19 protein-coding genes, 1 tRNA gene and 1 pseudogene are annotated in these 26,240 nt (G+C 41.7%); 9 read left to right on the forward strand and 12 right to left on the reverse strand.

What is annotated here, in order from left to right; genetic code table 11:
* Nucleotides 1-71 precede the first annotated feature (71 nt).
* The 5 genes from HMPREF9999_RS06270 (at nucleotide 72) to HMPREF9999_RS06290 (ending at nucleotide 5,324) form a co-directional block, all read left to right on the forward strand.
* A complete protein-coding gene (locus HMPREF9999_RS06270; protein ID WP_157049629.1) occupies nucleotides 72-641 on the forward strand; it encodes a DUF1599 domain-containing protein in 570 nt (189 codons plus the stop codon).
* The gene (locus HMPREF9999_RS10285; protein WP_009437669.1) at nucleotides 631-2,670 is read left to right on the forward strand and encodes a BT_3928 family protein; all 2,040 of its coding nucleotides are present in this window, start codon (nucleotides 631-633) and stop codon (nucleotides 2,668-2,670) included. The genes HMPREF9999_RS06270 and HMPREF9999_RS10285 overlap by 11 nt, the downstream gene beginning before the upstream one ends.
* A 185-nt stretch (nucleotides 2,671-2,855) precedes the next feature.
* Nucleotides 2,856-3,284 carry an SPOR domain-containing protein gene (locus HMPREF9999_RS09980; RefSeq protein ID WP_009437670.1) on the forward strand — a complete coding sequence of 143 codons (429 nt, stop codon included), beginning with the start codon at nucleotides 2,856-2,858 and terminating at the stop codon, nucleotides 3,282-3,284.
* Between the two features lie 72 nt (nucleotides 3,285-3,356).
* On the forward strand, nucleotides 3,357-3,926 hold the full coding sequence (gene folE / locus HMPREF9999_RS06285) for a GTP cyclohydrolase I FolE (RefSeq protein WP_009437671.1): 570 nt from the start codon (nucleotides 3,357-3,359) through the stop codon (nucleotides 3,924-3,926).
* 279 nt (nucleotides 3,927-4,205) lie between these two features.
* Nucleotides 4,206-5,324: a PepSY-associated TM helix domain-containing protein gene (locus HMPREF9999_RS06290; protein WP_044063316.1), complete on the forward strand. Its 1,119-nt coding sequence runs from the start codon at nucleotides 4,206-4,208 to the stop codon at nucleotides 5,322-5,324.
* Between the two features lie 65 nt (nucleotides 5,325-5,389).
* Here HMPREF9999_RS06290 and nth read toward each other — a convergent pair whose 3' ends face one another.
* Complete coding sequence (nth, locus tag HMPREF9999_RS06295; RefSeq protein ID WP_009437674.1) at nucleotides 5,390-6,043, reverse strand: endonuclease III; 654 nt, start codon at nucleotides 6,041-6,043, stop codon at nucleotides 5,390-5,392.
* 42 nt (nucleotides 6,044-6,085) lie between these two features.
* Complete coding sequence (locus tag HMPREF9999_RS06300) at nucleotides 6,086-6,688, reverse strand: riboflavin synthase (RefSeq protein WP_009437675.1); 603 nt, start codon at nucleotides 6,686-6,688, stop codon at nucleotides 6,086-6,088.
* Between the two features lie 245 nt (nucleotides 6,689-6,933).
* Here HMPREF9999_RS06300 and HMPREF9999_RS06305 point away from each other — a divergent pair.
* Nucleotides 6,934-7,008, forward strand: a tRNA-Val gene (locus HMPREF9999_RS06305).
* A gap of 184 nt (nucleotides 7,009-7,192) precedes the next feature.
* On the opposite strand, the gene HMPREF9999_RS06310 is transcribed toward HMPREF9999_RS06305, so the two are convergent.
* The 10 genes from HMPREF9999_RS06310 to HMPREF9999_RS06355 form a co-directional block, all read right to left on the reverse strand.
* Complete coding sequence (locus HMPREF9999_RS06310; RefSeq protein WP_044063237.1) at nucleotides 7,193-8,203, reverse strand: class II fructose-bisphosphate aldolase; 1,011 nt, start codon at nucleotides 8,201-8,203, stop codon at nucleotides 7,193-7,195.
* 241 nt (nucleotides 8,204-8,444) lie between these two features.
* A complete protein-coding gene (locus tag HMPREF9999_RS06315; RefSeq protein WP_009437677.1) occupies nucleotides 8,445-8,777 on the reverse strand; it encodes a hypothetical protein in 333 nt (110 codons plus the stop codon).
* Between the two features lie 135 nt (nucleotides 8,778-8,912).
* Nucleotides 8,913-9,227 (reverse strand): thioredoxin, encoded by a 315-nt coding sequence (gene trxA / locus HMPREF9999_RS06320; protein WP_009437678.1) that lies wholly within the window; start codon nucleotides 9,225-9,227, stop codon nucleotides 8,913-8,915.
* Between the two features lie 90 nt (nucleotides 9,228-9,317).
* A complete protein-coding gene (locus tag HMPREF9999_RS06325) occupies nucleotides 9,318-11,966 on the reverse strand; it encodes a cyclically-permuted mutarotase family protein (RefSeq protein WP_232301286.1) in 2,649 nt (882 codons plus the stop codon).
* Nucleotides 11,967-12,115: 149 nt separating this feature from the next.
* On the reverse strand, nucleotides 12,116-13,105 hold the full coding sequence (locus HMPREF9999_RS10465) for a hypothetical protein (protein ID WP_009437680.1): 990 nt from the start codon (nucleotides 13,103-13,105) through the stop codon (nucleotides 12,116-12,118).
* Between the two features lie 203 nt (nucleotides 13,106-13,308).
* Entirely contained in the window at nucleotides 13,309-15,408 is a 2,100-nt protein-coding gene (gene recG / locus HMPREF9999_RS06335; protein ID WP_009437681.1) for an ATP-dependent DNA helicase RecG, read from the reverse strand.
* 120 nt (nucleotides 15,409-15,528) lie between these two features.
* Complete coding sequence (gene nspC / locus HMPREF9999_RS06340) at nucleotides 15,529-16,710, reverse strand: carboxynorspermidine decarboxylase (RefSeq protein ID WP_009437682.1); 1,182 nt, start codon at nucleotides 16,708-16,710, stop codon at nucleotides 15,529-15,531.
* 179 nt (nucleotides 16,711-16,889) lie between these two features.
* On the reverse strand, nucleotides 16,890-18,836 hold the full coding sequence (thrS, locus tag HMPREF9999_RS06345; RefSeq protein ID WP_009437683.1) for a threonine--tRNA ligase: 1,947 nt from the start codon (nucleotides 18,834-18,836) through the stop codon (nucleotides 16,890-16,892).
* Between the two features lie 292 nt (nucleotides 18,837-19,128).
* A complete protein-coding gene (locus tag HMPREF9999_RS06350) occupies nucleotides 19,129-19,359 on the reverse strand; it encodes a GlsB/YeaQ/YmgE family stress response membrane protein (RefSeq protein WP_009437685.1) in 231 nt (76 codons plus the stop codon).
* 1,465 nt (nucleotides 19,360-20,824) lie between these two features.
* Nucleotides 20,825-21,889 carry a bifunctional 3-deoxy-7-phosphoheptulonate synthase/chorismate mutase type II gene (locus HMPREF9999_RS06355; protein WP_009437686.1) on the reverse strand — a complete coding sequence of 355 codons (1,065 nt, stop codon included), beginning with the start codon at nucleotides 21,887-21,889 and terminating at the stop codon, nucleotides 20,825-20,827.
* Nucleotides 21,890-22,311: 422 nt separating this feature from the next.
* On the opposite strand from HMPREF9999_RS06355, the pseudogene HMPREF9999_RS06360 reads away from it, so the two are divergent.
* From HMPREF9999_RS06360 to HMPREF9999_RS10915, 3 genes and pseudogenes are all read left to right on the forward strand, one after another.
* Nucleotides 22,312-23,238: pseudogene (locus HMPREF9999_RS06360) on the forward strand (IS30 family transposase); the annotation flags it as partial.
* Between the two features lie 85 nt (nucleotides 23,239-23,323).
* Nucleotides 23,324-25,648: an outer membrane beta-barrel protein gene (locus HMPREF9999_RS10910; protein ID WP_009437689.1), complete on the forward strand. Its 2,325-nt coding sequence runs from the start codon at nucleotides 23,324-23,326 to the stop codon at nucleotides 25,646-25,648.
* A gap of 66 nt (nucleotides 25,649-25,714) precedes the next feature.
* Nucleotides 25,715-26,215: an outer membrane beta-barrel protein gene (locus HMPREF9999_RS10915; protein WP_009437690.1), complete on the forward strand. Its 501-nt coding sequence runs from the start codon at nucleotides 25,715-25,717 to the stop codon at nucleotides 26,213-26,215.
* Nucleotides 26,216-26,240 lie beyond the last annotated feature (25 nt).

The raw sequence follows: 26,240 nt of genomic DNA on the forward strand, positions 1-26,240 counted from the left end.
TAGAGCGCTTTAAGTGTGATTTACGTTTTTCCGCAATAAATATCTAGATAATAGCGTAAGAACACAATATAATTATGACTACGCAACAGCAGTTTGAACAGGCCATCGCTTTATGTCGTGAGGTATTTATGAAGAAAATGTATGATTACGGCACTGCATGGCGCGTTCTTCGAGTTCCTTCCATTACAGATCAGATTTACATTAAAGCAAATCGTATCCGTTCTTTACAAACCAAAGGTACTTCCAAAGTAGGCGAAGGAATCGTTCCAGAATTTATAGCCATTGTAAATTATGCCATTATGGGACTTATCCAGCTTGAAAAGGGCATAGCAGATGGAACAAATCACGAAGATTTGAACGATGTCAGTATGGCTGAATCCTATGATATCCAGGCAGAAGCAGCACTTCAATTAATGTTACGGAAGAATCACGACTACGATGAGGCGTGGCGATTGATGCGCGTGTCTTCATATGTAGATTTTATTCTTACGAAAGTTTTTCGCACAAAACAGATTGAAGAACACGATGGGGAAACCCTCGTGAGTGAGGGTATAGATGCCAATTACATGGATATGCTAAATTATGCGATTTTTGCGCTTATCAAATTGGAAATAGAGAAGTCCGTAGATAATGTCGAGTAATAAAGTCACCCATATTCTCCTTCGCTTCATCACCACACTTGCTCAGTGGGTTTTGGCAGGTACCTTCCTGTTCTCTGGCTTTGTAAAAGCTTTAGATCCAATGGGAATGGAGCATAAGTTGGAGGCTTACTTTGTGCATTGGGGGCTAAATGTACCAGCAGGTTCTCTCTATCTTGATGCAGCTGTTCTTCTATTGGCCTTAGTTGAATTCACGCTTGGCGTATACCTCTTGTTGGGAATGCGCAAGCGCGTAGCAGCCTTAGGAAGTTTTGGATTCATGTTGATAATGACACTGGTTACAGTCTACATTTATGTGTACAACCCAGTGTCTGATTGTGGATGTTTTGGCACAGCTTTTGTGTTGACAAACGGAGAAACACTTGCTAAGAATATCATATTATTAGTTTGTGCACTGATTGTTCTTACACAACGGCGTCATTCTTTACGTATAATCTCTTTGCATACTCAATGGTTGCTATCGTTATATGCGATGGTCTATCTTATTGGAGTAACTCTTTTTTCGCTGCACTATTTGCCCTTAATGGAATTTACTCCTTATGCCACTGGGGTATCTATTAATAAAGCTATCAAAGGGGAGCAGAAGATGACGTTCATTTACGAGAAGAATGGACAGCAACGTAGCTTTGATATAAATAATCTACCCGAAGATAGTTCATGGATCTATGTGGATACTCACACAGAGGTGTTAGAAGCACCTACCATTAAGGACTTCTCTTTTGTTGATCGAGATGGAGATGAACTTGCTGATGAAATACTTGCGGACTCAGGTTTGGTTTATATCATAACTATGCCAAATCCATCCTTAGCTGATGCTGGATGTAGTGATCAACTCAATGATATATATGACTTCGCAAATGACAATCAGCAACATCTTTTGTGTGCTACAGCAGGAAGCAAAGAAAGCGTAACTGCTTGGATTGATCGTACTGGTGCAGCATATCCTTTTGTTGAGAGTTCTACTGAAGCTTTAAATGCCATGGTGCGTTCTAATCCAGGAGTGATGCTTTTGAAGAACGGACGTATAATTGCTAAGTGGAGCAGAAATGATCTTCCAGACGAAGTCGAATTAAAGGCTATAACGCAGAATCCTGAGTTACAGATTCAACGTTTCGCCACTAGTCATGCTCTCTTAAAACTTTTCCTTTGGTTTATTATTCCTTTTGGATTACTCTTACTTGCAGATCGTCTTTGGATAGGCAGTCGTTATTATCGTATCTACAAACATTATAAATCCCATAATAAAAAGAAAATGAGAAAGCACATCGTTGCCGGCAATTGGAAGATGAACAAGAATCTTCAAGAAGGTCTAGCCCTTGCCGCTGAAGTTAATGAAATTCTCAAGAATGAGAAGCCCAACTGCGAAGTAATCCTTGGCACTCCTTTTATTCACTTAGCTAAGGTGAGTGAGTTGGTAGATCACAGCCTTGTGAAGGTTTCTGCTGAGAACTGCGCAAACCACGCATCTGGAGCTTATACTGGTGAGGTATCAGCCGAGATGATTAAGTCCACTGGAGCTGAATATGTTATTCTTGGTCACAGCGAGCGTCGTGAGTACTACAACGAAACTCCTGAGGTTCTCAAAGAAAAGGTTGACCTCGCGCTTGCAAATGGTCTTAAGGTTGTGTTCTGTATCGGTGAAAGTCTTGCCCAACGTGAAGCTGGTGAGCATGAAGCTGTTTGCAAAGCTGAGCTTGAAGGAAGTGTGTTCCATCTTTCTGCTGAAGAATGGAAGAACATTGTAATCGCTTATGAACCCATTTGGGCAATAGGAACAGGTAAGACAGCTACTTCTGACCAAGCTCAAGAAATTCATGCATTTATCCGTAAGTGCGTAGCTGAGAAGTATGGACAAGAAGCTGCAGACAACACTTCAATTCTATATGGTGGTTCTTGCAACGGTAAGAATGCTCCTGAGCTTTTCGCTAAGGAAGACATTGATGGTGGCTTGATCGGTGGAGCTTCTCTCAAAGCTGCTGATTTTAAGCTCATTATTGATGCTTGGAAATAAGCTTCTTAGGAAATTATTCCTTTGACTACACTATTGTAAGGAAGGTGAGATTCATTATGAATCTCGCCATCCTTATTCTTTATATAAGTTTCTTACTATCGCTGTTTTCCTTTGAAGGAAGAATGAGTCGATTTTTTCTGCTGTAGTTATGTTTTATCATGAACTATAGTTGTTTATTCTTTCCAATGATGAAACTTCTTTTCTTGTCTTCGTTATTGAGTATCTTCTCTGTGGCTGCACAATCCTTGCATGCGAATGGAACCTATCATTTGAATGTAGCGGATAGTGCTGTTGTTAGCACGAATCGTCAAGCAGGTGATCCATTGAAAGATACAAGTCGTCCTCGTTATCGTACTCAAGGATATCGTATTCAGGTATTTACAGGAGGAAATGATCGTGCTGCAAAACGTTCAGCTCAGGAGATGAAAATTAAGGTGCAACGGCATTTTCCTGAGCTTTCTGTTTACATACATTTCCAGTCTCCTAGGTGGGTTTGCCGTGTAGGAGATTTTTTGACTCGAGAAGAAGCTCAACATTATGTAAAGCTTATCAGAAAGAAGCGTCTTTCTCCTGAGGCAGCCATTGTGAAGAGTCCGATACTACGAGCTTATTAATATTTTGTTAGAGAGGTTTTAGTAGGGCTTCTTTTCTTCTTCATTGTAATTTAATGTGTTCTCCAATTAGATATGACGGATCAAGAACGTATTGAAAAATTGAAATATCATTATCGTGAGACTCTCGAGGTTCTTGGAGAAAATCCGGAAAGAGAGGGGCTTCTTAAGACGCCCGAGCGTGTGGCCAAAGCGATGCTAACATTAACTCGTGGTTATGCAATGGATCCAGTTGCTATTCTTAATAGTGCCAAATTCCGAGAAGAGTATAACCAAATGGTGATAGTTAAGGACATAGAGTTCTATAGTTTATGTGAGCATCATTTGTTGCCATTTTTTGGGAAAGCACATGTGGCTTATATTCCCGATGGCCATATCTGTGGTCTCTCAAAAATACCTCGGGTAATAGATATTTTTTCTCACCGTCTCCAAGTTCAAGAACGACTTACATTACAGATTATGGAGGCTATTCGTGAAGCACTTAACCCCAAAGGAGTAATGGTTGTAATGGAAGCTGAGCATATGTGTATGCAAATGAGAGGTGTTGAGAAGCAGCATTCTTGTACAACGACAAGCTCCTTCAGCGGAGCATTCGAACAAGCAAAGACACGTGAAGAGTTTTTGCAACTCATCAAAAGTTCATAGCATCCTGGTTGCTCTTTTCTATTAAGGTAAATATGTGGGAGATAGTTTTGTATCTCCCATTTTTTGATGAATCATTATGATTCTCTGAGGCCATTTTATTGAGTTATCTAGTTCTAATCCTTGTTTGATAGTGCTATTATATTAGAACCAATAAAATACCTAGAAGTAGCGATTGTTTGAGTTTTGTTTTCTTTGTATCTTTGCGTTTCATCCACTATCAAAGCTGATCAGATGGAATGCTCTGCTTTTTTCGTAATTAATGACATAATAGAATTCTTAATGAAGAAGTCCTTTAAACGCCTCCATTTATGGCTTGCAATGCCTTTCGGTATCATTATTAGCTTGATTTGTTTTACCGGAGCAATGCAGATTTTTGAACGCGAAATCACCGAGCTAATACGCTATGATAGATATCATGTGAAAGAAGTGAAGACGCAAAAGTTACCATTAGCTGAACTGATAGATAGGGTTGTTCCTGAACTAAAGGATAGCGTCTCTATCAGAGGAATTACAGTGTCTAAGAATCCATCACGTCCATATAGAGTAAATCTCTCTCAACCTCGAAAATCTGGTATGATGATTGATCAATACACTGGTGAGGTGCTAGGTATGGATCAGAGAATGCCTTTTTTTATGACAATGCTTAAGCTACATCGTTGGCTTCTATGTGAAAGACCAGACAATGAAACGGATGTATGGTGGGGAAAACTTATAGTAGGAATGAGCACCATAATGTTTGTCTTTGTGATTGTCAGTGGACTTATTGTTTGGTGGCCAAAGACAGTACGTGGATTAAGAAAACGTATGCGTATTCATGTTGGCCAAGGATTTAAGCGTTTCTTTTTTGATTTTCACACCATAGGTGGAGCATGTGCTTCAATGTTTCTCTTGATAATGGCTTTAACTGGACCAACTTGGTCATTTGATTGGTATCGAGATGGTTTCTATCGTATCTTTGGCGTGAAGTCAGAAGCCAAAAAAGTAGCTGCTAAAGATAATGAAAAAAACAAAGAAGAAAAGCCCTTTGCAGTAATCCCTGTGAATTATTCAGTGTGGCAAAGAGTCTATGATGAAGTTTACCATCGTCAGCCAGATGCAACTTCTATCAGCATTGATGAAGAAGAGGCCATTGCAACTTTTGGTAGTTTAGGGAATGGCAGAGCTTCCAATACTTACAACTATGATGCTGAAACAGGAAAAGTGTTAGGTGTAGAATTCTATACAGAAGCGAAACCCAAGGTAAAGGTGAAGGGATGGGTGTATTCTGTACATACTGGAAGCTGGGGTGGTTATCTTACCAAAGTTTTGCAGTTCCTTGCTGCTTTATTGGGAGCATTACTACCTATCACAGGTTATTATCTTTGGATTAAGCGAAGTATGAATAAATCGCGTAGATAATAATGTTTCTAGGTAAGCAAAAAGGCTTTACCGACCTTGATTGGTGGGTAAAGCCTTAATTGTAATTACACTTTTACTTGAATATAGTCACCTATAGAGGGACAGAGATGAGCAAGTCCGCACTTCTGACAAAGAGGCTTTCTAGCCAAACAAGTGTAGCGTCCGTGAAGTAAAAGCCAATAGTGTCCTGCTGCAACTTTCTCTTTGGGGATGTACTTCATTAATTCCATTTCTACACTATAAGGTGTGGTGCAGCGTTTTGGGACAAGACGAAGACGATGTGATACACGGAATACGTGAGTGTCAACAGCAAGCGCAGCTTTGTGAAAAGCTACAGCCTGAACAACATTGGCTGTTTTTCGTCCTACGCCAGGGAGGGAGGTCAGTTCTTCAAGTGTAGATGGTACTTCTCCGTTAAAGTTGGCAACTAGCTTCTGAGCAAGCCCAACCAAGTGTTTGGCCTTGTTGTTTGGATAACTCACAGATTTGATGTATTCAAAAATAGTTTCCGGAGTGGCAAGTGCCATGGCTGCGGGAGTGGGATAGTCCTTGAATAGGGATGGAGTTACTTGGTTGATGCGCTTGTCTGTACATTGGGCTGATAGAACTACAGCGACAATCAATTCAAAATTGTTGCGAAAATTAAGTTCAGTTTCTGTTGCATCCATTGTTTTCTCGAAATAATCGAGTACTTGGGTAAAGAGTTCTTTCTTTCGCATGGGCAGTAGTAGGCTTATATCATGGAGGTTTGAGTACACATTCTATGAAAGCTGCTGCATACGTGCTATATACTTTCCTATGATATCGAATTCGATATTTACCTTTGTACCTACTTCTATACTATGAAAGTTAGTGTTGTCATAGGTATAAGGGATAATGCAGACTTGGAAGGTGTTTTGAGTGGGATTGCAGACTGTTAAACTGACTCCATTAATTGTTACACTACCTTTGTCTACACAAAAATAGCCGCGCTGTGCCATTTCTTTGTTTGTTTCATATTGAAAAGTAAACCGATAGCTACCATCTTCATTCTCTTTGCCTATGCATATAGCAACTTGATCTACGTGACCTTGTACAATATGTCCATCAAGACGACCATTCATCATCATTGACCTTTCTACATTTACTTCTGTACCAATTGTCCAAGTAGCAAGATTACTGCGTTCGAGTGTTTCATTCATGGCAGTCACTACATACTGTTTATCTGTTAGATGAACGACTGTAAGGCAAACTCCATTGTGAGCTATACTTTGGTCTATCTTTAGTTCCTGAATAAAATCACATTCGAGGGTAAAGTGAATATTCTCTTGGTCTTTTTGAATGCTTACTACTCGTGCAGTGCTTTCTACGATTCCTGAAAACATAGTTATGTGGGATAAATGAGTTTGAAATATAAGTACAAAGATACGATTTATTTGTGAGATGAGGCTGAGTTTGATGATGTTCGTAAAGCTTTTGCTTCAACTCTATGTGTCGATAGTATCATTTGCTATGGTCATCGTCTTACATTCATGGATTATGACAGATGCTGATCCAAATAAGTACTAGAAAAATTTGGATGATTACTTAGAAGTTTGTAACTTTGCAATGCAAATAAGGAATCTCCTTAGGGCGCTTAGCTCAGCTGGTTCAGAGCGTCTGCCTTACAAGCAGAGGGTCGGCGGTTCGAATCCGTCAGCGCCCACATTATGAAAATCCGTATTCAACTTAGTTTGATGCGGATTTTTTTGTGGTTGAACTTTAGTTTGTTCTCTGTACTTTTTATGTCTAGTTCTTAAGATGTATTTTGTACAAGTATAAAAAAGCGGATGTGTCATATTTGACACATCCGCTTTAATTGCTTGTAGATATAGTCTACCATTGTGTGCTTAGTCGAGCTGTGCAAGCTTGTTATTAGAACCAAGAACTTCTACAATCTTGTGTTCATAAAGCTTTTGCATGTTGTCGCGAGCAGGACCGAGATACTTACGTGGGTCGAATTCTGCAGGCTTTTCAGCAAAGACTTTACGTACAGCAGCAGTCATAGCAAGGCGAGAGTCTGAGTCAATATTAATCTTGCATACAGCAGATTCAGAGGCCTTACGGAGTTGCTCTTCAGGAATACCTACTGCATCAGGCAACTTACCACCAAATTGGTTGATAGTGTCAACCTCTTCTTGGGGAACTGAAGAAGAACCGTGAAGTACAATGGGGAATCCTGGAAGTTTCTCTTCGATTTGTTTGAGGATATCGAAGGCAAGGGGAGGAGGAACGAGACGTCCAGTCTTAGGATCGCGCGTGCATTGTTCAGGAGTGAACTTGTAAGCACCATGGCTAGTACCGATAGAAATAGCGAGTGAATCGCAACCAGTGCGTTGTGCGAATTCGATTACTTCTTCAGGCTTAGTGTAATGTGATACAGCGTGAGAAACTTCATCTTCAACACCTGCGAGAACACCGAGTTCAGCTTCAACTGTTACATCGAATTGGTGTGCGTAGTCAACAACCTTTTTAGAAAGAGCGATGTTTTCTTCGAAGGGAAGATGAGAAGCGTCAATCATCACAGAGCTAAAGCCCATGTCGATGCAGCTCTTGCAAGTTTCAAAGCTATCACCATGGTCAAGGTGAAGCACAATTTCAGGATGAGCGCAACCGAGCTCCTTTGCATATGCTACAGCACCTTCTGCCATATAGCGAAGAAGAGTTTGATTTGCATATTCACGAGCACCCTTTGAAACTTGAAGAATCACGGGGCTCTTTTGTGTTGCAGCAGCCTTAATAATAGCTTGAAGCTGCTCCATGTTGTTGAAGTTGAAAGCAGGGATTGCATAGCCACCCTTTACGGCACGAGCGAACATATCGCGAGTGTTCACGAGGCCGAGGTCTTTGTAATTAATCATAACTGTATGAGTTAAAATAGTGATTATCAATTTTGAGAAGCCACTAGTATGGTTGAAACCATTGGAGCTTGTTTTTTCTGCTACAAAGTTACGATTATACTTTGTGTAAACAAAATTTTGTGGCCTTTTTTTGCGGATAAAAGCAGGACACATGTGGCTTTTAATCTATACTTTACTAACTATTTATCTTCCTTATAGAGAATAATCATTAGTGCACTGAAGACAAGTAAACTTATAGTGATTATTCTTCAAAGTCATCACCATAAGAGAGTTCTGCTTCTGCAAGAAGAAGTAGCTCATCAGTGGTAAATTCTCCTATATTATCTTTTCTAGCTTGTAGCAATAGGTGATTAGCGATTTCTTCTAAATCAATATTTACATAGCCCTCAGCATCAGGCTCGCCTTCGAGAATGTCACTTTCTGCAAGGTAATCTTCTAATACATCGTGAAAATAGTAGAGTAGCTCTTCGTTGAACTTCTCCTTCATTTCTTGTGAAAGAATGCTTTTTGTATGAGCTATGACAGCAGCATCATGTTCTGCATCTGCCCAGAGTTCGTTATCAAGTACTGCCATATTATTTGGTAAGATGAGTATAGCCCTTGTAGGTACTAATCTGTTTCAGAATAGAAGTTCCAAGAGTCTAGTTAAAAGTAACCGCCATGTAGGAGGACCCAAGTCCTCCAAACATGACGGTTGAAGAATGAAATATTAGAGTTGATTGTTGATTTTTTCTACTATTTGAGCCTTAGGGACAACACCAACAAACTTGTCCACAATTTGCCCATTTTTGAAGAAGAGTACAGTAGGGACAGAACGAATTCCGAACTCGATTGCAAGATCTTCACTTTCATCTACGTCAATCTTTACGACATTGGCTTTTCCTGCCATTTCCACACCTACCTCATCCAGGATAGGGGCGAGTGCCTTACAAGGGCCACACCAAGTGGCGGAAAAGTCAGCTACGAGAAGAGTGTCTTGTGCTTTGAGTTCATTGAACTGTTGAGAGTTAACTAAGTTTGCCATAATGATATATTGTATTTATAATGAAAAAAGTAATCTGTCCTATATGCTCGTCTTTTTGAGATTAAAGACAAACAGATGAAGAATGAGGCTTTATAGTTGTCTAGACATTCCTGCCCAAGTAAGCATGGGACTAGATCTTTCTTCTTGTAGAATGAAAGATATGATCCATGCTACTAATACACTTATGGTCATCCCTATTGCACCATACAACAAGAATGAGGTTTCAGTGAGATTCTTGGTTAGGAATACGGAAACTATGCCAGCTAAGAAACCCATAGTTGCTGATTTAGCTCCAATTCTAGGGAAGAAAATGCCCATTAAGAACAATCCTCCTAAACCTGACGAGAGCAATCCAAGTATTTCTTGGAAAAAGTCTAATAAGGAAAGAATGTCCCATGTAGCCATAAGTAGAGCAATAAGCATGCCAAACACCCCTGAAATGAGGCTTGAATAACGTGCTGTCAGTAAGATGTGACGATCAGAAGCATTCTTTTTGAAGCGTTGGTAGAAGTCAACAGTGAAAGCCGTTGCAACAGAGTTGATGTTACTTGAGATAGTACTCATAGTTGCTGCAAAGATTGCAGCAATAAGCAGCCCTGCAATGCCAGCAGGTAGTTGACTCATCATGAAGAAGGGAAAAATAATATCATTTTTGGTCATGGTGTAGTCCATTTCTGCAGGATGTGTTTTGAAAAATGTAAATAGTCCCGCACCAATGGCAAAGAAAGCAATACTCACAAATACGCTCATGACTCCGTTTAGCAAAATGGAATTCTTGGCTGCTTTCTCGTCTTTAGTCGTAAGATATCGCTGAATTACTGTCTGGTCAGAAGTGTAAGAAATCAAGTTGTTAGCCATTCCACCTATAATGACAACCCAAAAAGTGGCACTTTTATAATCTAGTGACCAATCAAAGAGTTGAAATTTTCCATTCTCAGATGCTATACTTAGAAACCCAGATGCGCCCCCTTCTGTAGAAGAAACTAAATATGCGATTGCTAAAAGGGCTCCTCCCACAAGGATAATGCCTTGAACAACATCTCCCCACACAACAGCCTCAACACCACCCATCGTACAATAGACTATAGTGATGAGTGCCATGAGCACTATACATATATATATGTCAATGCCTGTTACAGCTGTCAGTGCTAATGAAGGAAGGTATAGCACAAGAGCCATACGTGCCACCATAAAAATTATAAATAAAGCTGATGCCATTAGTCGAAGTGGAGCATTGAATCGATGCTCTAAATATTCGTAGGCGGAGGTAACATTAAGTCGGCGGAAAAATGGCAGATAATAACGAATCACAGGGAGGGATACAATAAGTATTGTCACAAGCATGGGATAATATGTCCAGTTTGTGGCGAAAGCTTTGGCTGGATAAGCCATATATGTAATAGCAGAGAGCATTGTGGCATAGATACTAATGCCTGCAGCCCACCAAGGAATTCGACCACCTCCTTTAAAGAAATCTTCCGTACCATTTTCACGCTTCATGAAATAGTAGCCAAGTGCTATCATCATGAGAAGATAAGCAATAAGAACTGTCCAGTTAAGCCAACCAAATTCACTATGTGTTTCCATTTTTACCATGGTAACGTCAGTAGCTCGTATGCCAGGTTTGGATTCACCACTGACTACCATCCATTGGTTATTCATTGGGATCACAGACATGCCAGCACGAGCAAGGAGAGGAGAACTTGTTTCTGTCACCCAGGCATCCGTAATCGTGTTGTATATAAGAAGTGAAGGATTGAATCTATACCACTCAGGTGAATGTTTTAAGTAATCATCACCATATTGCCCTTGAAGAGCAGACTCAAAAATGTCTTTATTTACTCCACCGAAGCATACTACAAACATACTCCCGCTAGGTACACTAGCTGCTCCTACGACAGCAAGTGGCTTCCCATCACTGACAATAGGAGATGTTTTATGCCATGTGGATTTCTTTATGTCATAGATTAAGCCTTGTGAAGCCACTTTCTTAGTAATATCAGAATATCCACCAATAACCAAGAAAAGAGGTCCATTTGCTCCATTTTGTACTACAGCCGTAGATTGGATACGACTATTGTCTGGCATTGAAGGAAGTTCTTTCCATTCTTTTTCTCCTGCTTTGAGTGAAAAAGCCAATTGTGAAGCAACTCCATTGCTTTGGCCTCCGGCTACATAGATCGTTCCATCTGGAGCCGCTGCACCTGAGAAGTTATCTAGAGGAATAGGAAGAGAAGGGAGTGGGGTAGTTGTAACACTAAGCTTATCTTTTGCCTTTTTTTTAAGCAAGAAAACCCTGTCGCTGCTATTTTTCCCATCATTACCCCCAATACACACTATGCCTTCTTGGGTGGTGATGCTCACACCATAAGCTAAATTAGTTGGCAATGTTCCTATTCTAGTCCATTGATTATCAAGTAGGCTATAAATATGATTGTAGAATACTTTTTTACCTCCGTTTGAAGCTGGGGTATTGGGAAAGTTACACCCTCCAGCAATAACAGCTTGTCCACCAATATTTCCACTAAAAGCTCCAGAAAGACCTTGATCTCTAGACACTTCTAGCTTCGACAAAGAAAGAAAACTAACTTTATTGAAGCGATTATCATTACCTTTAGCCGTAGCCTTGAGTACCGTTAGTGAGCAACATAAGAGAACCCACAGTATGTGAAATTTAAATTTCATGGTGTTATGTAATTGATTTGCTGCAAAAATACGCAATAAAGCTATATATAGCAAATATGAGTGAGACTTATATCCTATCTTCTATTAAAGGAAAAAGGCGACTACCCCATAATAGAGTAGCCACCTAAGCTATGAAAAAGCAATAATATCAATGTTTTATGTGGAGTCGATTGTGGATGGATAGTTTCAAGGGAGAAGTTAATCTATCGACGGCCTCCCACAATTATGGTGCCGTTAACTTCTCTCGTGCTTCCGTTATTGGATTTCTCTGGCAAATCATAACCGTTGCTTCGAGAGTCTCGTTGTGGTTGAGAGAAATTACTACTACCACGCCTTCCTGAATCATACCTAGTTCCATCATTTACAGAATTAGATTGTCTTTTGTTAGGAACTGAGTTGTTGTACCCTTGATAGTTACCATAGTTGCGATACTCGCGACCATAATCATAAGTTTCTTGGTTGTTTTCTGAAATCCCACGTCTTCCTTCGTATATTTCAACTTGTCGTTGCGGGGCACTATAGTTTCTAATGCTATTTCCATAAAAACGAGATGAAGGAGAAACATAGTATTCATTGCTATGCGAACTATACCTATGGTTGCTGAAGCCTCTGTTTACACTACCTCCATAACGACCATCTAGTATGATTAGAGGTTCATGTTGATATGGTTGCACATTGATGGGCGTATTGTAGTATCGTACATATGAATCACGCATGCCACCTAATCTAAAGTCAAAGGAAATGCCTAAGTACGGAGAGTAATCTCTAGTCAATCGTAAAGCCCAATTGGAACCATGGTAGCTGTCATAACACGTAGGACGTCCAAAATAGTAATTATTACGGTAACTGTAGCGATTGTATATATTAACTACCCAATTACCTCTTCCCCATGATAGGGGTTGAGAAAAATAGTTGGCATTGATGTAATCCCAGAATTGACGTTCTGATAGAATATAGTGTAAGTCATCATCACGATATTCTTGATAACGTTCTAAATCATAAGGAGAATTAACTGCTAAGAAGTAGTCTAGATTAACTTCGTAAACTCGTTCGTATTGTTGCGGCGTCAGATTAAGTTCGTACGCCATTTTATCAGTCAAAAAATAGGCGTATTCACGAGCATCACGTGCGTTCATTGCAGCAGCAGAAAGACCTGCCATAGCAAGAATTATAGAAAATAGGATTCGTCTCATATCGCTTATTTATTAGAAGTTTGTATGATGTATGGCAAATGTCGGCATTCTCTATAAAAACAACAAATGTTTTCTTGGTATTTCGAGTATTATTTCTCTTTATTGTAGATGAACGCTATACTTAATTGTGAAAATCGCAATTTCCATCAGTACGAGCTTTGTGTGAATTGTCTTGATTCTTTGTGGTTTGCTGTTGCAAATGTCTATGAAATGCCAGAGAAATTACGCTGTTGTTGTTTGATTCTTCTCAATTCTCCCCATATAGAGGTGAACAAGGGGTTTTGCTGATCTGGATCTTGTTGAAGAATTTTTGCAGCTGCTTCTCTTGCTTCTGACATAAGCTCTGCATCTCCTACAAGATTAGCAATCCGCAAGTCAAAAGGTAAGCCACTTTGCGCGGTGCCCTCTAAATCTCCTGGACCACGAAGCTTCATGTCTGCTTCAGCAATTACAAAGCCATCGTTAGTTTCAACCATAATGTCCATACGTTGTCGAGTAGCTTCTGCCAGATTCTCTTTAGTCATGAGAATGCAGTAGCTCTGTTCTGCTCCTCGCCCCACGCGTCCTCGCAATTGATGTAGTTGGGCTAGACCAAAACGTTCTGCATTTTCAATAATCATCACCGAAGCATTAGGTACGTTTACTCCAACTTCTATTACGGTAGTGGCTACGAGTATTTGTGTTTCGTTATTAGCAAATGAACGCATTACTTTTTCCTTGTCTGCAGGTTTCATACGTCCGTGCACGCGTCCGACCTTCCATGGGTGAAAAGCTTCTGTCACTGCTTCATAGCCTTGTTCAAGTGCTAGGAGATCTAGCTTTTCGTTTTCATCTATTAGCGGATATACAAAGTAGATTTGCCTTCCCTTCTGTAGTTCTCGTACGATACCAGAAAAAAGTTGTTTCCGTTGTCCAGAGCGATAGTGCTGGGTCTGAATCGGTTTTCGACCAGGTGGCAACTGGTCAATAACGCTAACGTCCAAATCTCCATACACTGTCATTGCTAATGTTCGTGGAATTGGAGTGGCTGTCATGACAAGAATATGTGGAGGTCTTTTATTCTTTTCCCACAATGCTGCTCGCTGTTTCACTCCAAAACGATGTTGTTCGTCAACAACGCATAGTCCGAGATTATGAAAAATTACAGTAGGTTCTATTAGTGCGTGCGTGCCGATAAGAAGTTGAATTCCACCAGTAGCTACTTCATTTAAAATCTCTTTACGCCGTTTTCCCTTTACATTTCCTGTGAGTAGTTCTACACGAATGCCTAATGGTACAAGTTGTTCCGCGATACCTTTATAGTGTTGTTCTGCTAGAATTTCAGTGGGTGCCATGATGGCAGCCTGAAAACCATTATCTAATGCTAGTAAGCATATGAGAGTAGCTACCATGGTTTTGCCAGAACCCACATCGCCTTGAAGAAGCCGATTCATTTGTAGGCCACTCCGCAAATCAGAATGTACTTCCTTAATTACCCGTTTCTGAGCTTCTGTGAGAGCAAAAGGAATATGTTCCTTATAGAATGTGTTAAAGTAGTTCCCTACTCTCGAAAATTGCCAACCAATTTGATTGGTTTTTCGGGCTTGATGATATTGTAGTATCGAAAGCTGGAGAAAGAATAACTCTTCAAACTTTAATCTGCGCTTTGCATCTGCTATGTCTTGCGCTTTTTGCGAAAGGTGAATGTCACGTATGGCTCGATCGTGAGTAACCAAACAATGTTCCTCTAAAAAATCTGGTGCGAATACCTCTGGGATTGGTGCTGGCATACGTTCTAGAGCTGTAGCCACAAGTTCGCTCAAAGTTTTGGAAGAAATGTGTGCTCGTGTCAGTCGTTCCGTGAGGTGATATACAGGCTGCATGCGTAGCAGAGGACGATTTTTTACTCTTTCCAGCTCTTCTATCTCTGGGTGAGCTATAGAGAAATAGCTTCCAAAGGTTTTAGGCTCACCAAAAACTTGATAATCAACTCCAACCTTATACATGTTTTCCAATGCTTTTGACACTCGAAACCAAACGAGTTGTATAAAACCTGTACCATCAGCAAAGTTAGCAATGAGTCTACGTTTAGGGCCTTCACCAACTTTCTGAATCATAAGAATGCGACCACGTAGTTGAATGTTCTGCATTCCTTCTACAATGTCTGCAATTCGATGAATTTTTGTTCGATCCTCATGCCGAAAAGGATAGTTGTGCAGTAAGTCTCTCACAGTTTCTATCCCCAATTGTGATTGAAACAATTGGGCACGATGTGGTCCCACTCCCTTGAGATAGGTGATATCTTGATCTAAATAAGAAAGCATCGTTAAACTGCGGTAAAAGAATTAGGAAACCAATGGTTCGTAAATAGCTTTTGGTAAAATGTCATGAGGAAGAATCTATTTAGGGGGCGATATAATGGATCAAGTCGATTTCTCTGGAAATCAGTCCATTCGATCACGGTAGTCCTCATACTTGAATTGACGAAGTATTTCTAGGTTTCCGTCAAGGCGTTGTAGGCATATTGCAGGGTGGTGAATGCCGTTAAACATGGTCGTTTTTACCGTAGTGTAGTGGATCATATCTTCAAAAATGATTTCATCTCCCACATTGAGCGGTCGTTCAAAACGCCAATAGCCCATATAGTCTCCGCTTAGACAACTATTTCCGCCGAGTCTATAGACACACTCTGCAGTTTCAAAACCTTCTTCCGCACCACCTGTAAGAGTTTCTGCTCCTCGAATACGAGGGTGGTATGGCATCTCTAAGCAATCAGGCATGTGACACGTGAATGAGGCGTTGAAAAGCGCTGTTTTTACTCCTGCATTGCATACGATGTCTACAATCTTAGCTACTAGAGGTCCAGTTTGCCAGGCAAATGCGCTGCCAGGTTCCATTATTACACGTAGATGAGGATATCGAGCTTTGAAAGCCATTAAAGTGGCTATTAGATGTTCTGCATTATAATCGGCACGTGTCACAAGATGTCCCCCTCCAAAGTTTATCCATTCTAGTTGGTCAAACCATTTCGCAAATTTTTGTTCTATGTGTTTTAAGGTATTCTCAAACGCATAACTACTACTTTCGCAGTGGCAATGAATATGGAAGCCTCTGATGTCTTTGGGTAATTGAGAAGGAAGTGATGTACTAAGCACACCAAAGCGAGAGCCTGGAGCACAAGGATCGTAGAGAGCTGTTTCAATCTCCGAGTATTCTGGGTTTACGCGTAATCCGCAACATACAGATTGAGACATATCATGAGTTGTATTCCATTTTTCTACAGAAGGACGGAATCGTTCATATTGACTTAGAGAATTGAAAGTAATCACAGAGGAACAGCGCAGCATTTCTTGAAAGGTCTCTTCTTCGTAGGCTGGTGTATAGGTGTGAGCACGACTACCAAATTCTTCAAAAGCAAGACGAGCTTCATAAGGTGATGAGGCAGTAGTATGTTGGATGTACTCACGAAAGATAGGAAATGTGCGCCACAGCGCATAGGCCTTGAAAGCTAGAATAAACTCTACACTAGCTCGTTTCGCAATGCTATTTATCAAAGACAGATTGTCACGTAAGCGACGTTCTTCGAGGATATATGAGGGGGATGGAGCGTTTGGATATTGAGACATTGTTATAGGAGAAGAGTTTTGTTGAAATTTATATGAGAAAGGGGGCTAAGATAGGGAAGACTATATGATTAGTCCATTGATCGACTACGGGGGGAGCCATAAAGTTAAGCGCCCTATCCAACATCCTGGACAGGGCGCAAATTCTAGGGGGATAACTTCAGAAGAACTGTTTTTTTGGCTTAGTATTCGCCCATTTGTTCCGCCACCTCTGAACGAACACGTGCTGCGAAGTCATCAATAGACATCACCTCCTGTCCGCCACCTTGACCTTGTACTCGTACGGCGACAGTGCCTTCCGCAGCTTCTTTTTCGCCTACTACGAGTAGGAAGGGGATGTGCTTCATCTCATTATCACGAATTTTTCGACCAATTTTCTCACTGCGATCGTCCACAAGAGTCCGTACCTCCGCTGCTTCTAAACGGTCGCGTACTTCGCGCGCGTAGTCGTTAAACTTATCAGAAATAGGAAGTACTACAGCTTGGTCAGGCATTAGCCAAAGTGGGAAGTGACCAGCAGTGTGTTCAATGAGTACTGCAACGAAGCGTTCCATTGAGCCAAATGGAGCACGGTGAATCATTACAGGGCGATGCTTTTTGTTGTCCTCGCCTGTATACTCAAGTTGGAAACGCTCTGGTAGATTGTAGTCTACTTGAATCGTGCCTAATTGCCAACGACGACCTAAAGCATCTTTTACCATAAAGTCGAGTTTTGGTCCGTAGAAGGCAGCTTCGCCATATTCTATTTTAGCATTAAGACCTTTCTCTTCACAGGCTTCTATAATAGCCTGTTCTGCTTTTTCCCAATTGTCTTCAGAACCAATATATTTAGCGCGATCTGTTTGGTGGCGAAGTGAGATTTGCGCCTCAAAATTTTCGAACTTAAGTGCCTTAAAGATGATGAGGATAATGTCCATCACATTAAGAAACTCTTGTTTTACTTGGTCAGGACGACAGAAGATATGGGCATCATCTTGAGTAAATCCGCGCACACGAGTCAAACCATGTAGCTCTCCACTTTGTTCGTAGCGATATACTGTTCCGAATTCTGCTAAACGCAAAGGAAGATCTTTGTAAGAGCGAGGCTTCCAAGAATAGATAGCACAGTGGTGAGGGCAGTTCATCGGTTTGAGGAAGTATTCTTCGCCCTCTTCTGGAGTTGTGATGGGTTGGTAAGAGTCCTTGCCATACTTTGCATAGTGGCCTGAAGTGACATAAAGATTCTTAGAACCAATATGTGGCGTCATCACTTGTTGGTATCCAAATCGTTTTTGGATGTTCTTCAAAATGTCTTCAAGGCGCAAACGAAGTGCTGTACCTTTGGGTAGCCACATAGGGAGACCCTTACCCACTAGTTCCGAAAACATGAAGAGTTCCATTTCCTTACCGATTTTACGGTGGTCACGGCGTTTGGCTTCTTCTAAGAGAGCCAGATATTCATCGAGCATCTTCTTTTTCGGGAAGGTAATACCGTAAACGCGTGTGAGCATAGGTCGATTCTCATCTCCGCGCCAATAAGCAGAGCTTACAGACATGACCTTGGCTGCTTTAATGGGCGCAGTAGTCATAAGGTGAGGACCGCGACATAAATCGGTAAATGAACCTTGAGTGTAGGTGGTGATGTTGCCATCTTCTAAATCTGCTATCAATTCGTTCTTATAGAATTGACCGCGATCACCAAAGAACTTGAGAGCCTCATTTTTGGAAATAGGACGACGAACAAGTGCTTCTTTCTTGGCAGATAATTCGAGCATCTTCTTTTCTATCTTCACGAAGTCTTCTTCACGAATCGTTACGCCTTCAGGGGGCATAACATCATAATAGAAACCATTCTCAATAGCAGGACCAATGCCAAATTGTGTACCAGGGTAGAGTTCTTGCAGAGCTTCAGCCATCAGGTGTGCTGAAGTATGCCAGAAAGTTCGCTTACCCTCTTCATCATCCCATTTATAAAGGGAGATAGTTGCATCTTCTGTGATTGGGCGGTTGAGTTCTACGGTCTTGCCATTGACCCCACATGACACAACGTCTTGAGCCAAACGACTAGAAATGCTTTCAGCTATCTGCAGTCCCGTAACACCATTTTCGTATTCACGAACACTGCTGTCGGGAAAAGTAATCTTTATCATCGTAACGAGATGTTATATAGTTGTATAGGTAGATAATCATACATCAGAAAACCAGAACAATTCTGATTTCCAGTTTCTTTATTTGGGCAAAGTTACTTTTTATGAGTCTAACAGCCAAAAAAAAACATATTTTTTTTGACAATCGTATAGCCTATAACCTCCTTTGTGAGTATCTTTCCTCTATCTATTTTGGGGAAAAAGAAATCTTAGAAAAAGATTTATGGTAGTGTGAAGTGTGTTCTGACTCGCTAGTGCTGTCTGAGAATCTCTTTCTAATGTGGTTTTATCTGAGTTATCGTAGTCTAGAGAATATCCATAGTATCAGAACAGCTCCAACTATAGACGAAATAAGTTCACCAACAATACTGTTGATTGAGAATCCAGCCAAAGAGAATAAAAAGTTACCTATTACTCCTCCGAGGACTCCAAGAAAAAGATTGATAAGGCATCCACTGCCTTCCCCCTTTTGTATTTTGCTAGCTATATAGCCAGCAAGAATGCCAATAATAATGCTTCCAATCATGTAGTAATATTGTTTATCTTGTGATATTTGCAAAGGTACGAATTATCTATGAGTTTAAGTAAGTTTCTGAATGAATATTACTAGTTAGTGCTAATATAGCAACTACATAAAGGTGCTCAAAAGGCTGTTGTAGATGCTATATGTTTATGTGATACCTATTTTAGCTGGTAACTTCTTAGAATAGAATAAAAGATTGCTTTGAAATCTCGCTTGTCGTCTTACGTTTTTCAAATCAATAGCCATAATTTTATGTGACATTCTTCAGGCGTTTTGCTAGGTATGCGTAGCAATACTGAAGAAAAGTGTGGAATAATTGTATTTTTTTGAGTGAAAGGGTTGTTGTACTTAGAAAAAACGCTACTTTTGTAACAGAAAGGTAATAGAGTCTTCTGGTTATCTGTGAGTTTCTACTTCTCATTTTCTCTGACGTAAAGTCGAAAGGATAAAAGTGTTTAGCCTACATTCGGAGACTATGTTGTATAGAAAGTCTTTTAATTAGAATACTGACTTACAAGTACAGACTTAATGGTTGTATGTAGAACGCTGCATACTATGAGATGATATTTATGGTTATCCCAGCCTTGTGTTGCGTGATAGTGTTATTTGTACTATCAAGTAGACACACCTGAATAGCTCTATTCTTTAAAACACGATTGGATCTGATAAGATCTTTAGCATTGGAAGATTCCATCCCTATGAACAACTTTTGTTGTTTCTAGGGGTGGTTTCGAGATGTTTATTCTTAGAAAATGAGTAGAAGTTTATCTCTCTGCCAATATATATCTTTGTGCTTTGGTATGTGATAGTGGAGAGTAATAGTGATTAGAAAAAGAGTTGGGCTGGGTCAGACAACTTCCAATGAGAACTTAAGCTTAAAGAATAGAGGAATACACATAGGATTGTGTATTCCTCTATTTTATGTGTATATTCGAAAGCTGTTCTTATGAATTTATATTCTTACGTTTTCTTTCTCATTCGAGGTTTATACTTCGTGTTGCTTTTTATAGATGAAAGCCATAAGTTTATTGAGTTCATTTGTGTTTGTGCTACTCGTTCAAAAAGTATGAGCCTTAAACAAAACTCTTTGTAAAAGGTAATAGTCTTCCCTTTATAATCTTTCTGCAATATTCACGTGGTGTTTAATGGTTGTGACAGTGTCTCTAGGTGTTTCGTCACAATAACAAAGAGATATGATTTTTTAGGAAGCTTAGAAGACAAGCTACTGTTTGGTCATCCTCTTTAAAACTGTTTGATAGTTAATACACTGTTTATGGAAGATATCTTTGTAAAGACAGCTGTTAGATAGTCTAATCACACTGGATTTAAGAAAAATCTCCTCTTTCTTGTGCCTTTTATGAGCATTTTTGTAGGATTTGCCCCCAAAAAATAAACATATTCTCGTTGATTTCCTTGTGCGAATTGAAGCACCTTGCTATCTGCTTAAAAATAGAAGCAAGGATAATCTTCATTGATTGATGATGTCCATCTGTTGACGTACCGATTCTTCGTGGATAGTTTCAAATAGAGTGGCTATAAAATCTGCATTCATGCCGCATAAGGCTCCTTGTGCACCGCGTTTTACTAGAATTTCGTTGTAACGATTTGCTTGAAATATAGTAATATTGTGATCTCGCTTGTAACGTCCTATTTGACGGCATACACGCATTCTTTTTGCTAGTAGCTCCATCATTTGATGATCATATTCGTCAATCTGTCGTCTGAAGTCTACTATTTCGTCAATTTGTTGGTGTTCGTTGCGAATGATGAGCAATGAAAGGATATAATTTAGTACGTCAGGCGTAATTTGTTGAGCTGAATCGCTCCATGCTTTGTCGGGAGTGCAGTGGGTTTCTATTATGAGCCCATCAAATCCTAAGTCCATTGCTTGTTGACAGAGAGGAGCTATGAGTTCACGTTTGCCTCCAATATGACTTGGGTCACAAATGATTGGCAATTCGGGAACTCGTCGACGAAGTTCTAAGGGTATTTGCCATGTTGGGGTATTGCGATATAGTTTATTATCATAGCTTGAGAATCCACGGTGTATGGCAGCTAAGCGTTTGATGCCTGCCTGGTTGAGCCGTTGCATGGCACCTATCCATAATTCTAGGTCGGGACTTATCGGATTTTTGACTAAAATAGGTAAATCTATTCCTTGTAAACTATCTGCGAGTGATTGCATTGCAAAGGGATTTGCCGTAGTGCGCGCCCCTATCCAGAGCATATCTAAGTCATATTTTAGACAGAGCTCCACATGTTCAGGAGTGGCTACTTCGGTGCCGACTAGCATCCCCGTAGAAGTCTTAACTTGTTGCAGCCATGTCAAGGCCTTTTCACCATTCCCTTCAAAACCTCCAGGTTTTGTACGAGGTTTCCATACACCTGCTCGAAAAAGATGGCAACCTTTTTGTGCCAGCGCTTGAGCGGTGCAGAGCATTTGCTCTTCTGTTTCAGCAGAGCAAGGGCCAGCTATAACTAGAGGGCGATGTGAATCGGAGGGAAGATTTAGAGGAAGAATATCGAGTTCCATAAGGATATATAGAGAGAAAGAATGAGCGCATCGGTGCACTACTGTTGCAAAGATACGACAAATAACGGAGATAATATGTTCTCTACTTTCAGAGATTATAACCTACCGTATTTAATTAGTTGCGTGTTAGAAAGTGTTGCAATACGAGGGTCATCATGTTTTCATCCGAGAGTGTGAAATACGAATATACCGTTCTCCATTACTGCCGAAAATAAAGCCCGGAGCTACAAAAATATTCGTACTTTCTAAATCGAAGTGCAACAAACCATTCGTTTTTTCATAGGTTCTAATCTATAAGAAAACGCGGGTTTGCCTCGCAGCTGGGGCGCATAGCCCCGAAGAGCGATACCGGCAATACATAAAAATGAGTCCCTTTTTGAGGACTCTGGGAGATTATTTATCTTTGTATTACTATGTACTAACAACTAACCTCAGAGCAAAAATCGCAAATCTTAGCCTTACAGCAAAGAAAATGCCCAAGAAAAGAGATTGCGCGTATCGTGGGAACTAGTCAATCCACACTTTCTCGTGAATTGAAACGCAACAGCACTCAGTCGGGCAAATACATCTGGTGCAAGGCGCATGCAAAGGCTATGGAACGTCGCAAGCGTTCGGTTCACAATGCTACTCTTGCACCTGAATTGGTGTGGAGAATCAAACAACTCATAATAGAAGAACAATGGTCTCCACGACAAATATCAGGCGTCTTGAAGAAAGAAGGAATCAGTGTGTCGTACCAAAGTATCTACAACATCATACATGCTGATGCTACTGGAACCTTGGCACAACATACGCGTCATAAGCTAAAATACAGACGTAGACCTAAGCACAAACATTTCCCTATAGCCGATAGAATCAGCATACACCAACGTCCAGAACAAGCTGACGGCAAGAGGTTTGGAGACTACGAGATGGACTTAATCGTGGACCGATTTGGTCATGCCATCCTCACCATCGTGGAACGTTCTACGAACATGCTCTTCATGACCAAACTTGCCCATGGGAAGAAGGCTGAACCATTGGCTAAGGAGGTCAGACGCCTACTTCTACCCTACAAGGAATACATCAAGACCATTACCACCGATAATGGTCCTGAATTTGCCGCACACAAGCTCATTACGAAATATTTGGGAGCGGTCGTCTATTTCGCCGATCCCTATTCTTCATGGCAAAAAGGGGCTATCGAGAATACGAACAAACTCATTAGACAATATATACCTAAGCAAGCAAACTTTGATGATTACACCGATAAAAAAATTGCAATGATACAGAAGAAAATCAATTCCAGACCCAGACAGAAACTTAATTTTGTAAGCCCCAAAAAAGAGTTCTACAAAAAAGTATTGTAATTTTGCACTTGCTGGTTGACTCTACGTGTGGTCTCTTGTACTACTTATCCCCTTTGTGTTGTGTTATTTTTTACAAGATATTAAGATGAAGGTTTTTCTCTTTTTCCTTGGATTAATATTCTATTTTCCGGCTTTTTCGCAAAAGGATTCTCTCAAAGTGTTTGGCCATATTGCAGACGCTTTCACTGGTGCAATTATTGAAGATGGCACCATCGATGTACTGTCTCCCGATTCGACTGTGCTCTTTTCTGGAGAATGGGTGTACAATATCGATGATGACGTGCGAACGGCTTCGCTCTATTATTGTAAAATTCCCCAAGAAGGCAACTACATTCTTCGTCTTCAGCACCCCAATTATTTCCCGCTCTACTTACCCATTGCCGTAAAGCTGGGCGGGCGCAACAATGGTGTTGTAAGCATTCCTCAAAAAGCCCTTATGCGCAAGCGTCCCAAGGAGCAAAAGCTGGGAGAGGCCGTGGTGAGGGCAACGAAGATAAAAATGGTGATGAAAGGCGACACCCTCGTTTACAACGCCGACGCCTTCCAACTTTCGCAAGGCTCGATGCTCGATGCGCTGATCGAGCAACTGCCGGGGGCGCAACTCAATGTGAGCGGCGTAATCACGGTGAACGGCAAGCGGGTGAGCAGTCTGCTGGTCAATGGTAGGGACTTCTTTCGCGGCGACCCCAAAATTGCGTTGGAAAACCTTCCTGCCTACATGGTCAACAAAGTCAAGGTCTACGAGCAACAAAGCGACTTTGAGGAGATGACGGGGCTGAAGGAAATGGAGCGGCCGCTGGTGATGGACGTCAATCTCAAACGGCAATATTCCATCGGCTGGATTGCCAATGCAGAGGCAGCACGCGGCACGAAAGACAAGTACTTGGCGCGATTGTTTGCGCTGCGATTTTCGGACTTGGCGCGCTTAGCGATTTTCGGCAATCTCAACAACACCAACGACACGCGACGCCCGGGAGCAAAGGGCGAGTGGTCGCCGTCCTATCTGCCTCAGGGCTTGCAAACTAGCCAAACAGCTGGAGCGGAATACAACTACGAAAATCACCCCAAGACGTTTGAATGGACGAGCAATGTGGACGTGACACACACCGACAACTACACGCTCACCACCCACAACCATGAGAGTTTTCTACCCACTCAGCGCTCCTTCTCGCTCAGTCGTTTGGAAGCAAACAACCACACGACGTGGTTCAACACGAGCCATCGATTTTCTCTGAAAAAAGCGGTGCGACAATCTGGGCAAATCAGTTTCAACTACGACAAAAATACCAACGACGCCACGCAACGTGCCGGCGAGGTGGGCGTCAATCCGTTTGAGCTGGTGCCCAACGGAGAGGTGCTTGACGAGCTGTTTCGCCCGGGTAACACGCGTCTGCAGCAGCTGGCACGCAACCGCCGCTATTCGCTGATGCGCGGCAATGGTGAGAATTGGCGCTTGAGTGCTCCCTATCAATTACGTTGGCGTCCCTTTGAACAGTTCGGGGTGAACGACTTCTTCTCTTTTGATTTCTCCGGAGTTTACGACCGACATCGTGCTCAGACATTCGACCACTACCGTTTGGAGTATCTCGGTGTGGGAAATGGAACTAACGACTTCCGCAACCACTATCGCAACGCTCCCTCCCATCATTGCAATTTCAATACGGAAGCATCTTATTTCATGCCCCTTGGCACGTTTTGGCCGACCTTGAGCTACAAATATTCGCAAGACTATCGTGATGCCAACACCAACTTCTACCGCCTCGACCGGCTTGCGGGATGGGGTGCCGACACCAACTTTGCCCTAGGCATGCTCCCCTCGGCAACGGCAGACATGATGCAGGCATTCGACGCGCCCAACAGCGGACAATCGCGTTTATGGCAACGGCATCATCAGGTGAGCCTGCGCATGGAATACCGCACGAAGCATCAAAACCGCACCACGATAGTCCTCCAACTTCCGTTGCGTTGGGAACTGGATCATCTGTTGTTCGATAAAGTTGGGCAGCACTTCGACCGAAATCGAACGCAGGCGTTGTTTTCTCCGCAAGTCTATCTTCATCAACAGTTTCAGAAAGGAGAGACCAGCCACGTATTTACCTTCAACTACTCGCTGTCACGCGCAATGCCCGACTTTATCTATGCCCTCGAATTGGAGGATAGTGCCAATCCGCTCTACATCCAAAGGGGAAATGCCCACTTGGTGCCAAGCACTACGCAAAACCTTTCATTCACAATGTTTACGCTGAAAAAGCACAGGAAACTCTACAACCTGAATGTATCCTATCAACGTACTTCTAACGCGCTAGCCTCAGAACGCACCTATAATCCTGCCACGGGAGGCTATATGACGCGCCCGGTCAATGTAAACGGCAACTGGCGCACCGACGGCACTTTCAGTACCAATGGATAGTTTGGTGCGAACAAAGCTTTCGATTGGAGCAACCAGGCCTCTTTCTCTTACGACCATAATGTCGATATGGCCAACGTGGTCGGCAGCACCACACATGAGTTGAGCACCATCGGCAGTCTTTATCTCCGTGAACGACTTTCGGTCAACTATTCGCAACGAGGTTGGCACTTGGGAGCAAAAGTGCAAGGCAGTTACAATCATATTACTGGCCGACGCAGTGACTTCAAGGAGATTAGCGCGTGGGACTACAGTTACGGACTGACTGCACGCCTCCCCCTGCCGGGCAAGGTGGGGTTGAACACGGATTTCACCGTATTCAGTCGGCGAGGCTACACCGACACGCAGCTCAACACCAACCACCTCATTTGGAACCTTCGCCTCGAGCGCAGCATTCTGCACGGAAATCTGACCTTTGCTCTCGATGGCTTCGACCTGCTGCATGAACTTTCCAACGTGACACGCACGGTCAATGCGCAAGGCCGCACCGAAATCTACCACAACGTCATCCCTTCCTACTTCATGTTGCACGCCATCTATAAATTCAACCTGTCACCTAAAACACGATAAAATGAAGACAAGCAGATACAATCTC

It is taken from the genome of Alloprevotella sp. oral taxon 473 str. F0040, assembly GCF_000318095.2.
GTDB lineage: Bacteria > Bacteroidota > Bacteroidia > Bacteroidales > Bacteroidaceae > Alloprevotella.